This is a genomic window from Rhodoferax sp. GW821-FHT10B06 (assembly GCF_059415605.1).
In genome coordinates this window covers 1-13,434 of the sequence record NZ_JBWKNO010000003.1, presented here as the reverse complement: position 1 = coordinate 13,434, position 13,434 = coordinate 1, and the positions used below count along the sequence as shown (strand labels likewise).

12 protein-coding genes and 1 other RNA gene are annotated in these 13,434 nt (G+C 61.0%); 10 read left to right on the top strand and 3 right to left on the bottom strand.

Annotation, left to right across the window (positions count from 1 at the left end; translation table 11 throughout):
* Nucleotides 1–101 precede the first annotated feature (101 nt).
* The 4 genes from ompA to ssrA all read left to right on the top strand — a co-directional run bounded on the left by ompA (nucleotide 102) and on the right by ssrA (nucleotide 2,715).
* Nucleotides 102–752 carry an outer membrane protein OmpA gene (gene ompA / locus AC07O2_RS05515; RefSeq protein ID WP_495074746.1) on the top strand — a complete coding sequence of 217 codons (651 nt, stop codon included), beginning with the start codon at nucleotides 102–104 and terminating at the stop codon, nucleotides 750–752.
* Between the two features lie 153 nt (nucleotides 753–905).
* Nucleotides 906–1,613 carry a bifunctional 2-polyprenyl-6-hydroxyphenol methylase/3-demethylubiquinol 3-O-methyltransferase UbiG gene (gene ubiG, locus AC07O2_RS05510; RefSeq protein WP_495074745.1) on the top strand — a complete coding sequence of 236 codons (708 nt, stop codon included), beginning with the start codon at nucleotides 906–908 and terminating at the stop codon, nucleotides 1,611–1,613.
* Complete coding sequence (locus AC07O2_RS05505) at nucleotides 1,610–2,314, top strand: HAD family hydrolase (RefSeq protein ID WP_495074744.1); 705 nt, start codon at nucleotides 1,610–1,612, stop codon at nucleotides 2,312–2,314. The genes ubiG and AC07O2_RS05505 overlap by 4 nt, the downstream gene beginning before the upstream one ends.
* 12 nt (nucleotides 2,315–2,326) lie before the next feature.
* Nucleotides 2,327–2,715: a transfer-messenger RNA gene (gene ssrA / locus AC07O2_RS05500) on the top strand.
* A gap of 414 nt (nucleotides 2,716–3,129) precedes the next feature.
* Here the strand turns inward: ssrA and AC07O2_RS05495 are convergent.
* The gene (locus tag AC07O2_RS05495; RefSeq protein WP_495074743.1) at nucleotides 3,130–3,972 is read right to left on the bottom strand and encodes a dienelactone hydrolase family protein; all 843 of its coding nucleotides are present in this window, start codon (nucleotides 3,970–3,972) and stop codon (nucleotides 3,130–3,132) included.
* Nucleotides 3,973–4,292: 320 nt separating this feature from the next.
* Between AC07O2_RS05495 and AC07O2_RS05490 the strand changes: the two genes are divergently transcribed.
* Together AC07O2_RS05490 and AC07O2_RS05485 are read left to right on the top strand one after the other, a co-directional pair.
* Nucleotides 4,293–5,207 carry a phosphatidate cytidylyltransferase gene (locus AC07O2_RS05490; protein WP_495074742.1) on the top strand — a complete coding sequence of 305 codons (915 nt, stop codon included), beginning with the start codon at nucleotides 4,293–4,295 and terminating at the stop codon, nucleotides 5,205–5,207.
* A 34-nt stretch (nucleotides 5,208–5,241) separates the two neighbouring features.
* On the top strand, nucleotides 5,242–7,041 hold the full coding sequence (locus tag AC07O2_RS05485) for a bifunctional alpha/beta hydrolase/class I SAM-dependent methyltransferase (RefSeq protein ID WP_495074741.1): 1,800 nt from the start codon (nucleotides 5,242–5,244) through the stop codon (nucleotides 7,039–7,041).
* On the opposite strand, the gene AC07O2_RS05480 is transcribed toward AC07O2_RS05485, so the two are convergent.
* Nucleotides 6,992–7,609, bottom strand: coding sequence for a CDP-alcohol phosphatidyltransferase family protein (locus tag AC07O2_RS05480; RefSeq protein WP_495074740.1), 618 nt, complete (start codon nucleotides 7,607–7,609; stop codon nucleotides 6,992–6,994). The two genes, AC07O2_RS05485 and AC07O2_RS05480, sit on opposite strands and share 50 nt — an antisense overlap.
* 5 nt (nucleotides 7,610–7,614) lie before the next feature.
* Nucleotides 7,615–8,802 (bottom strand): phosphatase PAP2 family protein, encoded by a 1,188-nt coding sequence (locus AC07O2_RS05475; protein WP_495074739.1) that lies wholly within the window; start codon nucleotides 8,800–8,802, stop codon nucleotides 7,615–7,617.
* 47 nt (nucleotides 8,803–8,849) lie between these two features.
* On the opposite strand from AC07O2_RS05475, the gene AC07O2_RS05470 reads away from it, so the two are divergent.
* From AC07O2_RS05470 to AC07O2_RS05455, 4 genes are all read left to right on the top strand, one after another.
* Complete coding sequence (locus tag AC07O2_RS05470; RefSeq protein ID WP_495074738.1) at nucleotides 8,850–9,959, top strand: patatin-like phospholipase family protein; 1,110 nt, start codon at nucleotides 8,850–8,852, stop codon at nucleotides 9,957–9,959.
* Nucleotides 9,947–10,678 carry an SDR family NAD(P)-dependent oxidoreductase gene (locus AC07O2_RS05465; protein ID WP_495074737.1) on the top strand — a complete coding sequence of 244 codons (732 nt, stop codon included), beginning with the start codon at nucleotides 9,947–9,949 and terminating at the stop codon, nucleotides 10,676–10,678. The genes AC07O2_RS05470 and AC07O2_RS05465 overlap by 13 nt, the downstream gene beginning before the upstream one ends.
* Nucleotides 10,679–10,739: 61 nt before the next feature.
* Nucleotides 10,740–11,999, top strand: a complete 1,260-nt coding sequence (locus AC07O2_RS05460; protein ID WP_495074736.1) for a DEAD/DEAH box helicase — start codon at nucleotides 10,740–10,742, stop codon at nucleotides 11,997–11,999.
* Between the two features lie 326 nt (nucleotides 12,000–12,325).
* A partial coding sequence (locus AC07O2_RS05455) for a methyl-accepting chemotaxis protein (RefSeq protein WP_495074735.1) occupies nucleotides 12,326–13,434 on the top strand: 1,109 nt, incomplete at its 3' end.

Below are 13,434 nucleotides of genomic sequence, written 5' to 3'. Positions count from 1 at the left end.
CCTTACGCGTGTGGCACAATTCAACGAACGTTTGCAGTGATGGTCACTGCAGGCGTCCCTTATTGCAGCGCTGCTGCAGCTTTTTCCCCCAGAGGAGAACCATGAAGAAATTAAACAAAGTGGCGATGTTGTTTGCCTCCGCAGCGCTTGTGACCGCCGCTGGTGCGCAGTCTGTTGACAATTGGAAGAACGGCACGAACGAGCTGGTCTGGAAGAATGGCACGAATGAACTGTGCTGGCGCGATGCCAACTGGACGCCTGCAACGGCTGCTCCTGGCTGCGATGGCGCTATTGTTCCTGCTGCGGCACCAGCTCCTGCTGCTGCTCCCGCACCAGCTCCTGCTGCTGCTCCCGCACCAGCTCCTGCTGCTGCCGTGGTTCCAGCTCCTATGGTTGCTGAAAAGGTAACCTACGCTGCTGATGCCTTCTTTGACTTCAACAAGTCTGTACTGAAGCCAGAAGGCAAGGCTAAGCTGGACGATCTGGTCAGCAAGGTCAAGGGCATCAACCTGGAAGTGATCATTGCCGTGGGTCACACCGACTCCGTGGGCAGCGATGCCTACAACCAAAAGCTGTCGGTTCGTCGTTCCGAAGCCGTGAAGGCGTACTTGGTGTCTAACGGCATCGAAAAGAACCGCGTTTACACCGAAGGCAAGGGCGAGAAGCAACCTGTGGCAGACAACAAGACTGCTGAAGGCCGCGCCAAGAACCGCCGCGTTGAAATCGAAGTGGTTGGTACGCGCAACAAGTAATTTATCTGGAGCCGCGCTGAAGTATTTTGGCGTTGCATAGATAAAGACTCGGCTAAATGCCAGTCAAAAAAGCCTCCCTCGGGAGGCTTTTTTGCGTCTGTATGGCACGTATCGCGGGCCAAGCCAGCGTGTGTAATCTGCGAAAATCATGGAATGAATCCAAGCCTGAATGCTGATCCGGCCGAACTGGCCAAATTTTCTGAGTTAGCCCATCGTTGGTGGGACAAGGACAGCGAGTTCCGTCCTCTGCACCAGATCAACCCCTTGCGCCTGGCGTGGATGGACGGCTTGGCCTCGTTCCAGGGCAAGCGGGTGCTGGATATTGGTTGCGGCGGTGGCATATTGACCGACTCTATCGCCAGAGCCGGGGGGGACGCGGTAGGCATCGACCTGTCGAGTAAGGCCCTCAAAGTTGCGCAGTTGCATGCTCTTGAGTCAGGGACACCCAGGGTGCAATACCGGGAAATCAGCGCTGAAAATATGGCTGTTGAGCAAGCGGGCAGTTTTGATGTGGTGACATGCATGGAAATGCTGGAGCATGTGCCGGATCCCGCCTCTGTAGTGCGGGCCTGTTCGACTTTGGTCAAGCCTGGTGGGTGGGTATTTTTCTCCACCATCCACCGCAGTGCAAAATCTTTCCTGATGGCGATTGTGGGTGCCGAGTATGTGCTCAACATGTTGCCGCGTGGTACGCATGAGTACGCCAAAATGATCCGTCCTAGCGAGCTTGCAGCGTATTGCCGCTCAGCAGATCTGGCACTGAGCCATACCTGTGGATTGGAGTTCAATCCCGTGACCCAGCGTTATGCCTTGAGTGCGGACACCAGTGTGAACTATATGTTTGCAACGCAAAAGCTATGACATCTTCATTTGGTTTCCAGTTTCAGAATGTCCGGGCGATTTTGTTTGATCTGGATGGCACTTTGGTGGACAGCGCACCAGACCTTGCGGCAGCGGCGGACAAAATGCGTACAGATCGTGGCCTCTCCTCTTATCCGGCGGAGCGTTACCGGCCTATGGTCGGTGCGGGCGCGCGAGGCATGCTCGGCATCGCCTTCGGTATACAGCCCGACCATTCCGACTACGCGCTGATGCGAGAAGAGTTTTTCAGCAACTATGAACAACGCTTGACGCTTCAAACCTATGCATTTGATGGCATACCTGCTTTGTTGCAGGAACTTACTGGGCGACAGCTGGCCTGGGGGGTGGTCACCAATAAATCAGAGCGATTTGCGATTCCTTTGACCCAGGCCATGCCGATTTTTGCGTCTGCAGGAGCGGTTGTGGGCGGGGATTCGACCCCACATACCAAACCCCATCCTGAACCTTTGTTCGAGGCGGCGCGTCGCTTGGGGGTCACCCCCGGGAGTTGTGTATATGTGGGTGATGATGAGCGTGATATTGTCGCGGGCTTGGCTGCGGGTATGTACACGGTGGCGGCAGCGTATGGCTACCTCGGAAACAATGCCGACATTGCCCAGTGGGGTGCGCACCAGGTGATCCATGCGCCGGAAGAGTTGCTGCAATGGCTGCCAAATGCGCAGGCAGGATTCGTCGTTTAAAATAGGTAACTTGGGGCTGCACTGGTTTCGACGTGGGTTCGGACGCGCAGCAGGGCATGTCGAGGTTCTGTCACCTCGTAAAACAGCAGAAAAAACCTAACTGCAAACGACGAACGTTTCGCACTCGCCGCTTAATTGCGCGTGAGCCTCGCAACAGCAAGCCAATAGGCTGGGCAAGGGTTGCAATGCCACAAGGTATTGCAGTCCAGGCTGCGGGGTAATTTTATTTGGCTGGGGGCGCACTGGGTAACTTAGTGGGCTTCGAGAAAATAGGTTACTGGCGTTTTGCATAGCGTGCCACTGCGCGATGTAAAAGGCGAGACTTAAACCAGATGGCTACACATGTAGAACTGTTCGAAGAAGGCTTGCGGACGGGGGTTCAAATCCCCCCGGCTCCACCAAAAAACATACGTAAGTCGTTAAAAATAAACGACTTACGTATTTGTAAACCGTCCTGTTTCGTCACATAACGTCCAGGCTCTCACACATTTCTCACGCATTTTTAGCGTTGTCTATATCGGGTAAGCTTGGCAAACAAGCGGCGCCATACTTCGCTGGAGGCTTGTCAAATCCCAGCGATGCGCCTTGTTCCACCCAGCGGCTGTCATTTCTGAGCATCCTGCACGACTGTTTTGCGGCGATTGCAGCCGGTCCGGTCGGTCGTGGATCTCGCGCGATAGGGCGCTATGGGGCCAACTCAGTCCTCCAAAGCTCTCTCAAGCATTGATTGGACTACCAGCGCTGGTCCCAGCGATCTGCATAGCCAGGCCCGGACACTGTGGCACCCGATTCGGCCTGCCAGCCGACGGACGAGATTAGACCAATGCCGTGCTGAAAGTCGCCAGCAGGCGCGTCCAGGCGCGTTCGGCTTGGGCGGCATCGTAGACCCGTGTGTCGGGCGGGCACCAACCGTGGGCCGCTGGGTACACCTCAACTTCCGCCGACAATTTCGCGCTTTCGAACGCGGCGCGCAGGGTGGCTTTGGCTTCGGGTTCCTTGGTATCGTCGTTCTCGGCAATCGCAATCAAGTAGCGCGCCTGAGTCTGGGCTACCAGTCGATGCGGGCTATCGGGTGCTGCGGTCACCATGGCAGCGCCATGGAAAGTGCCAACAGCACCCACACGGCCCGGTGCTACTGTGGCGGTGCGCACCGCGATGGGTCCCCCCATGCAATAGCCGGTGGTGCCCAGTTTGCGCGCTTTGTCCACCTCGGGTTGAGCATCAAGCCAGGCCACGAAGGTCTTGCCGTCGCTCAGGTGCATGGCTGGCGTCAGGGCCTGCATCAACGGCATCACTTCGGCGATTGGCGTCTGGCCGCCCTGTACCGCAGTAGGCGCCTTTTTCTGCCGGTAGAAGGGGTTCACCACGAGTACGCTGTAGCCCGATTCGGCCAGTCGTCGGCCCATCTGCCTGAAGGCTGGGCGCAAACCATATACATCGGGCCACACCAGTACGCCGGGCGCGGCACCCGACGTGGGGGCGACAAAATACGCGTCGCAAATACCGTCTGGCGTGGTGATGGTCACCTCTCGCTCGGCGACCGCCGCGGCGTTGGCCACACCGGGCAGCGCGGTCAGCAGGCCGGCGGATGCAGCCCATGCACCGAAGTCGCGACGGGTGTACTTGTTGAGTTCTTCCTGGTCATTCAGATCACACATGGTTGGTTCGCCTTATTCAGATCACATTACAGGCCAGCTTATGCCATGAATCGGGACGGCCAGCAAGAAGGAGTTTTTTCCTGGTACCCTGTTCGGGGTCAATGTGGTGGGTTGCAAGCTTCCGGGTTCCAAGGGGGAAGACCTGTCATATCGAAAGCGGTTGCATCTTTGACAATGTGCAATTCTCAGGCGAATTAATAGACGCGATGTAATCAGTCCGTTTATCCAGGGAGCTTTGATCTCATCAAGCGGCCGGCCTGCTTATTTCTGCTGCCCTAGAATTTACCGAATGTTGACATTCTTCCGACTTGCGGCAATCGATGCCTGACGCGTTGTTAGGCCCCTGGGCGTTTGGGCTTGCTGCATGGGGTGAGGCACCGCGTATCGGCTGGGCCATGCTGCTGCTGTATGGCCTGCTGGCGCTTGCCAGTGCGGGGGTGGGTTTAAGCCCGGCGCGGCAGAGCGCCTTGAGCCTGCAGATAAATGCCTGGTGGCGGATATTTCCGGTGGTGAGTCTGTGTCTGCTGCTGTATCCGTGGGGGCCGGGCTTGTTGTCCTTGCTGATCGCCGGCCTGGCCATGCGTGAGCTGGGTATGCATTACCCCGGGCGGGCTCAATTTTTCTACGGGGCTTGTGCCATAGTGCTGCTGCTGCAAACGCTGCTCGCGCTGTATGACCCGGATTTGGCATGTGGTGTATTGCTGGGAATGCTGCTGCTGCAGATCTTGGCTTTCGGTATATACCGCAGAGCGTCGTGGATGCTGATCTTGTTGTTCCTCTGGCTGTGCGCAGGGCTGAGCTTTTTGCCGCGGCTGCTGCATATCACCTCATCTGCAGGCGCCAACCTGGCCTGGTTTTTTTACCTGTTTGTGCTGACAGCCCTGAATGACATTGCGCAGTTTGTGTGCGGAAAATGCTGGGGAAGGCACAAGGTTGCGGCCCGCATCAGTCCAAACAAGACCTGGCAGGGACTGCTGGGCGGTGTGCTGGCCAGCATGGTGGTGTCAGCGCTGTTGGGTTGGTATCTACAGCTGGCTGCCGTGCTGCAGTTGCTGGCCCTGGGCGTGTTGTTATCGTTGGCCGGCTTTGTGGGCGATATGGCGCTGTCTGCCGCTAAACGCAGTTTGGGCATCAAGGACTTTTCGCAGCTGATCCCAGGCCATGGCGGTATTCTGGACCGTGTTGATAGCCTGGTATTGACCGCCCCGGCCTTGTACTGGGGCTTGACGCTGTGAGGTTTGCACGTGATCCGTATACCGAGATATCCCTATGACCCTATTGAATGCTTCCGGCTGGACCCAGCAGGAATCCGGTTTTGAAAGCTTTGACCAGACCCGTATTTTCTATCGCAGCTGGCAGCCGACTACGCCACGCGACGACGGCCCGCAGCGGGCGCTGGTTTTTCTGCACCGTGGCCATGAGCATTCGGGCCGCATCCAGCCGCTGGTAGAGCAATTGGGCTACACCCAGGACTGGGCCTTTGCCTGGGACGCGCGTGGCCACGGGCATTCGCCCGGCGAGCGGGGTGATGCGCCCAGCTTCTATACCCTGGTGCAAGACTTCGAGGCTTTCATCCGCCACCTGCAAGCCCGCTACGGCATTGCTGCGGAGAACATGCTGATCGTGGCCAATAGCGTGGGCGCGGTGATTGCGGCCACTTGGCTGCATGACTACGCACCCCGGGTGCGCGGTGTGGTGATGGCGGCGGCTGCCTTTGACATCAATCTGTATGTTCCCCTGGCCAAGCCTGCATTGCGCCTGGCGCTGCGTTTCAGTCCCGGGCTCAGCGTGACCAGCTACATCCGCGCGGGCATGCTGACGCATTCGACGGCCCAGGCGCAGGCCTACGATCTAGACCCGCTGATCACACGCAACATTTCGGCGCGGGTGCTGCTGGACCTGGCCGATACCGCGCAGCGCGTGGTGGAAGACGCCCAGGCCATAGACACGCCGGTGCTGATGCTGGTGGCCGACAAAGACTATGTGGTCAAGCAGGCGCCGCAACGCCAGTTTTTTGACCGTCTGGCGTCCGCCATGAAACGCTATGTGGTCATTCCCGATTGCCATCATGCTATCTTTTATGAAGCGCAGGCCCAGGTAGAACAAGCGCTAGAGGCCAGTAAAGCATTTATTGCAGAGTGCTTCGCGAAAGAATTTCCGGCCCTGGATAGCTACCATGCGGCTGATACGCTGGGCCCCAGCGCTCAGCGTTATCAGGCCTTGCAACAGGGCAGGGGCGGCAGTGCGTGGGACGACGCCTATTTCGGCTTGCAAAAGCGCATGCTGGCGAAGTTAGGACCATGGAGCGATGGCATGCGCATCGGCCTGGAGCACGGTTTTGATTCCGGTGCCTCGCTGGACTACGTGTACCGTAACCAGGCCGGTGGGCGCTGGGGTGTAGGGCCGTTGATCGACCGTGGCTACCTGGACGCCATCGGTTGGCGCGGCATACGCCAGCGCAAGGCGCAGCTGCAGCAATTGCTAGGGGCATTGATTTCGCAGCACCCGGCAGACCAGCCGCTGCGCATTCTGGACATTGCCGCGGGTGGCGGCCGCTATGTGCTGGAGACCGTGAAGCGCCACCAGGACCGAGAAATTGAAATCACCCTGCGCGACATGGACCCACGCAACCTGGAGCAGGCGCTTCAGCTCGCCATGCAACTGCAGTTGAAGAACCATATCGCCTACCAACGCCGCGACGCTTTCGAGCCCGCCAGCTATCCTGCCGACGAGGCGCCCTATGACATCGTCATCGTCTCCGGCCTGTATGAATTGTTCAGCGACAACGCCCGGGTGCTGCAGTCCTTGCAGGGCATAGGCCGACAGCTGAAAGAGGGTGGCTATCTGGTCTATACCGGCCAGCCCTGGCACCCGCAGCTGCTGATGATTGCCAAGACCTTGACCAACCACCAGGGTCAGCCCTGGCAGATGCGCCCGCGGCCGCAGGCGGAGATGGATGCCCTGGTGGCCAGCGCGGGCTGCCACAAGCTCCACAGCGAGGTGGGCGTGGCAGGGATTTTTACCGTGTCGGTGGCGCGCCGTGGCGCAGCGCTGAACGCAGGCGGTTGAGCAGCGTCCAGGCCAATAGCAGCAGTACCAGGCACAGCAGGCCATTTAGCCACAGCGGGCCGGCGCCAGCCGCCAGCAGCAGGGCCAGCAGGCTGAAAGCTGCGGCGCGGTCGCTCTTGCCCATGGGGCCATCAAAGCCGCGAGTCGCCCCTATCTGCAGGGCCAGCACACCGGCAAACTCCACCAGCAGTGCGGCCAACGCGGCCAGCACCACCAAGGGGGCGTAGATGCCGGCTGCGAATGCAAAGGGCAACACCAGGACGGCATCGGATATTTGGTCGGCGATCTCATTCAGCAGCGCACCCAGACGCGTCTTTTGCCCGGTGGCCTGGGCCAGCATGCCGTCGATGGCATTCAAGCCCATGCGCAGCAGCATGAACACAGGCAGCCCGACCCACAGGCGCATGTCCTGCGGCCACAGCAGCAGCGCCGCGCCGTACAACAGCGACAACACCATGGCCAGCAGCGTGACCTGGTTGGGTGTAACTCCCGCGCGTGCCAGCCAGGACAGGCTGGGGCGCAGCAGTTGCTGAAAGCGGGGTTTGAGTTGGTAGATGGAAATGCGCATGGCTTCTATTGTGTACAGGCATTGGCAATCTGCAGGCAGCGGCGGTAGCCCATGGCGCAATGCAGATACACCGGGCGACCGGCGTCGGTTTCGCGGTGCACGGCCGCCACAATCTGCTGCACTGTATCCGCAGGGGGCGGCACGATGTCCAGCAGCGCAAAGTGCTGGTAATGGTGTGGGGCTTGGTGGGCGCGCAGCGCAGGGGTTTCTGGCAGCTCATTGGCCAGGTCGATGACGCTGCAGCCGGCAGGCAAGAGCCGGGCCTCGGCATCCGTCAGGCGGCGCCCTATCCAGAGTTGGGGGCCGATGCTCCGAACCGGTGGCAAATGCCGGCCGCTCCACCGGACCGCCAGCCACGTCAGCCGGTAGCCCAGCAGATAGGGCGCGTACACGCACCATACCCACCAAGGAAATTGGCCCTGCCGTTTGCGCAGAAAGCCCTGCTGGCGTCGTGCATAGGCCAAGCTGACCAGGCCCAGACTCAGCACCAGATATAGCGTGGCGCACAGTGGCAAGGCGTAGCGCCCCAGCACCCACGCGATGCAGGCCGCGACAAAGTAATACAAACCCACAAAGGGTTCGCTGCGGCCCGGTGGGATGCAGACAATACACACCCAGCCCAGCAGTAGCCCGCCAGCCACATCCAGCAGATGGTGTTGGTAGGTGAACAGGGTGGACACGGCCGTCAGCAGCAGCCAGCCGCCCAGCGCCATGCGTGCCCATAAGCTGCTCAGTCGGTGGCGCAACGATGTCCAGAACAGCAAGCAATAGGCAACATGCAAGGACGGTAGCTGGTTGTACGGGCGGTCTACCAGTTCCAGCCCCTGGTACAGAGCGGCCAACACAGGCGACGCAACCATGGGCCGTGGCCAGCCGAACTGCAGCGGCAGCAGCGCAAAGATGGCCCCAGCTATGCCGGTGGCTAGTAGCAGGCGCTGGCTCAGCACGCGCAAGGCATCTGGGCTGTGCACCAGGAAAAACGCCGCGCAGAAGAACAGCCCGCTGCTGGCATAGGGCAACACCATCCAGGGCATAAACGGGATATGTGCGTCCCATTCCAGGGCTACATTGCGTGGCGTAGCCTGCTGTTGGGCCCATGCATTGGCAAGCACGTAGCACAGCAAAAATGCCAGGCTGTTGAGCCCCAGGTGGGCCAGCCGCTGCTGCCATGTCAGCCCGTTCACAGACGCCATTCGCAGCCTTCTTTTGTTGCCCATCTTGTGTGGGTTATCTTAGCGGCATGAACCAGTCCCCAATGCCCCCTAAGTACCAACGCTGCATGGTGTTCGCCGGAGGCGGCTTCCGTTTTGGCATCTATCTCGGCATGTATGCCGCAGCCCGCGACGCCGGGCGCCAGCCCGACTTGCTGTTGGCCAGCTGTGGCGGCGCGATTGCGGCAGCCATCATCCAGGCGCTGCCAGACGATGCACAGCGCAAGGCCTGGCTGAGCTCACCAGAGATGTATGCCTTCTGGGCCAACCTGCAGCCAGCGCGACAGGCCACGCTGACGGGCACGCTGGCGCGGGCGCTGCGGCGCAAACTGGCGGCTGGCCGCGTGCCGCGCATCCCCAATCTTTTCCAGGATTATCTGTTCGAGGTGCCGCCGCAGTTGCCTTTGCCGCCTGCCGCCGCCCAATCCGAGGTGGCCGTGGCCACCATGGGTGGCAAGCTGCTGTTCGGCCCCGACGAGGTGCTGCAACCCCGTGGCGAGCGCAAGTTGTTCGCACAGACGGTGCTTTGCGAGCCGCGCGCGGCGGCCTTGCTGCAAGGCATGGATTCTCCGTTTGCCAGCCCGCGCTGGGGCGCACATGCGATTGCTGATCAGCTCTATACCGACAGCAGCATTGGCGTGGAGGAGGCGGCTCGCCTGTCCATTACCGACTTTTATTACTTTCCCTGCCACCGCCATGGGGCCGACCACTACATCGGCGGTGTGGTGGACCTGTTCCCCATCGAGGTGGCGCACCGGCTGGCCCACGAGGTGATGATCGAATTCAAGGAATCGTTTGACCAGACCTTTTCCATCCCGGCCTGGCGCGAGGTGCTGGGCCTGGATGGCAACCAGCGCCTGCGCCAGGTCAACGGGCAGCATGCTGACGTGTGGTTCGATACCTCCGACGTGTCGCGCGCATTGCCTCGGCAGCAGGTGCACAAAAAGCTGGACTGGCTACGCAACCGCATCGTGCTGGCCTTGCCTGACAGCCATGCCACCTATGCAGAATATGTTGAAGCGCAATGGCAGTACGGCTACCAGCGCGGCATGGAGGCCTTGCAGCGGCCCGTGCCCAGCGACAAGACCCGCATGCGCCAGGTGGATCGCTACAACCAGGCCGAGCCATGCGCGTCCTGATACTGGGCGGCACTAGCGGTATCGGTCTGGCGCTGGCGCGGCATTATCTGCAGCAGGGCGACACGGTGGCCGTGGCGGGCCGCGACCTGGCGCGCTTGCCCTCCGACCTGGGCGCGGGCGCCCCGCAGTTGCAGGCCTATGCGCTGGACATTACCGATGCGCCAGCACTGGCCGGGGTAATGCAACAATTTTCCGCGCCGGGCCTGGACCTGCTCATCGTGGCCGCAGGCTTTTACTTCAACACCCGGCACCACCCACTGGACGCCGCCACCACCTTGCGCATGCTGCGGACCAATGTAGGCGGTATGGAGCAGGCGTTTGGCCTGGCTACAGAAACCATGCTGGCCCAGCAGTCGGGCCAATTGGTGGCGATTGCCTCGGTGGCGGGCTTGCTGCACGACTATCCGGGTGCGTCCTTGTACAGCGCCACCAAGCGCGCCGTGCTCAGCCTGTGCGCCACCTACCGCGCCGCGCTGCAGCCGTTTGGCATTGCGGTGACGGCCATTGTCCCCGGCTATGTGGACACGGCCCAGCTGCGTGCGTTGAACCAGGGTGACGCCAGCCACAAGCCCTTCATCCTGTCTGAGGCGCAGGCCGTGGCGCAGATCACCCAGGCCATCCGGCGGCGCGAGGCGGTGCGGGTGTTTCCATGGCAGATGCGCTGGCTGGTGGCGCTGTTGAACCGTTTGCCGTCGTGGCTGCTGGCGCTGCGTCGCTGACGCGCCCCAGCCGGGGAGTAAACTCCCCACCCCTTTCCAGACGTCTTGCAGACGCAACCCCATGCCCTTTGCCTCCCTGGGACTAGCTCCCGCCTTGCTGCGCGCTGTGCGCGAACAGGGCTTCTCTGCGCCCACGGCGATCCAGACCTCGGCCATCCCGGCCATCGCCCGTGGGGCCGATGTATGGGCTGCTGCGCCCACCGGCTCGGGCAAGACCGCCGCATTTGCCTTGCCCCTGCTGCAACGCCTGCAGGCGGCCGGACATCTGCAGGGCAAGCGCCGCAGCCGCGTGCTGGTACTGGTGCCCACGCGCGAGCTGGCGGCCCAGGTGGGCGAGGTGTTCCGTGGTTTGGCCCAGCACCTGCCGCAGCCGCTGAAAATTGCGGTGATCTTTGGCGGCGTGTCCATCAACCCGCAGATGATGGGCTTGCGCGGTGGTGCCGACATCGTGGTGGCCACACCCGGCCGCCTGCTCGACCTGGTGGACCATAACGCGCTGCAGCTGTCGGCCGTGGCCTCTCTGGTGCTGGACGAGGCCGACCGCCTGCTGGACCTGGGCTTCAGCGAAGAGCTGGCCCGCGTGCTCACGCTGTTGCCCGCACAGCGGCAAAACCTGCTGTTTTCTGCCACCTTCCCACCCGCCATCGAGGCCCTGGCCGCGCAACTGCTGCGTGACCCCGTGCGTATAGAGATGGCCGCTGCTCCCACGACCGAGGCGGCCACGCCCGCGATTGCCCAGCGCTCCATCGCGGTGGATGCCAGCCGCCGTACCCAGCTGCTGCGCCACCTGGTGCAAAGCCAGGGCTGGCAGCGCGTGATGGCTTTTGTGGCGACCAAGTTCGCCGCCGAAGTGGTGGCCGACAAGCTGCGCAAGGCCGGCATCCTGGCCGAGCCTTTCCATGGTCAGCTGAGCCAGGGCAAACGCACCCAGGTGCTGGACGACTTCAAGGCCGGGCGCGTACACGTGGTGGTGGCTACCGACTTGGCGGCGCGCGGCATCGACATCTCAGACTTGCCGGTGGTGGTCAACTACGACCTGCCGCGTTCTGCGGTGGACTATGTGCACCGCATTGGCCGCACCGGGCGGGCTGGTGCCAGCGGCGAGGCCTACAGCTTCATCACCGCCGACAGCGCGGCGCATTTCGCCCTGATTGAGAAGCGCCAGGGCCTGAGTCTGCCGCGCGAAGAGGTGGCGGGCTTTGAGCCGGTGGAGTTGCCCTTGCCGCCCGTTGCGGGCTCGGCGCCCTCCAATGGCGGCATCAAGGGCAAGCGGCCCAGCAAAAAAGACAAGCTGCGCGCGGCTGCCGCGGCGGGGCTGTAAGCCCGCCCTTGATCTAGATAAAAACCCTTGTATCGCAGGGAATGCCTGCGCAAGCAGCTATGAAATGAATAGCCGTCGGCCTGTTGAGTACTGTGCCGAAGCAATGTTTCTTGGCAAATTTCATATATTTTGAGGATGCCGTGTGATGCGGCGAAAAACTGCCGCAAAATTGTGCGCGTGATCTATGAGGGGCCAATATGGCTGAGCGCGATACCACTTGCTGAATGTGCCGTTCTCGGCATCTGGTAGTCGGTTTTTCGCGGTGCAGCCATGCCCGCCAACCCCATTTCGTGCTTACTCCGCACAACTAACAGTGAGACGCCTGCATGCCAAGCTTTATTACCAACCTGTCCATTGCCAAACGTCTTGGTTTGGGCTTTGCTTTGGTGCTGATCATGTCCTTGATCAGTATTCTGTTTGGTCTCTCCAGGCTGAGCGTGGTGGCCCAAGCTACGCAGAACATGGTGGATGACCCGGTCAAGACCGAGCGTATTGCCAGTGATTGGTACCGCAATATTTACACCGGTGTGCGCCGTGCTGGGGCGATTGCCAAGAGCAGCGATCCGTCGCTCACGGAATATTTCGCTGAGGAGCAGGCAGCCTCGTCGAAAAGCTCGTCGGAATTGCAAAAGGCTTTAGAACCGTTGATGCAGACGGACCAAGAGAAAGCCCTGTACGCCGAAATCGGTGAGCAGCGCAAGTTATACCTCGTCGTGCGCGACGAGATTGTGGCGCTGAAGAAAGACGGCAAGTCTGATGAAGCCAATCAGCTGCTGGAGCAAAAATTCAAGCCCGCCTCCGCCGTTTTTCTTGGCAAGATGGAGGCCCTGCTGAAATTACAGCGTGACCAGATCGATGAGTCGGCCAAGAATATCGCTGACATTTATTCGGCCAGCCGCAGCCTGATGGTTGCGCTGGGTGTGGTCAGCCTGCTGCTGAGCCTGGTCTGCGCCTGGCTGATCTCAGGCAGCATCACCCGCCCCCTGGTGCAGGCTACCGGTGTGGCGCGCCAAGTGGCCGGAGGTGACCTGACCGCCCACATCGACAACCGCAGCACCGACGAAGTCGGCCAGCTGCTGTCCAGCCTGCAAGACATGCAGGCTAGCCTGGTACGGGTGGTCTCCAATGTGCGTTCGGGCTCCGAAAACGTGGCCACTGCCAGTGCGGAAATCGCCCAAGGCAACGACGACCTCAGCGCCCGCACCGAGCAGCAAGCCAGCGCGCTGGAGCAAACCGCCGCGTCGATGGAAGAGCTCAGCTCCACCGTGCGCCAGAACGCCGACAACGCCCGCCAGGCGAACCAACTGGCCATGAGCGCATCCACCGTGGCCATCCAGGGTGGTGAAGTGGTCAACCAAGTCGTCGAAACCATGAAGGGCATCAACGACAGCTCGCAAAAGATCGCCGACATCATCGGCGTCATCGACGGCATCGC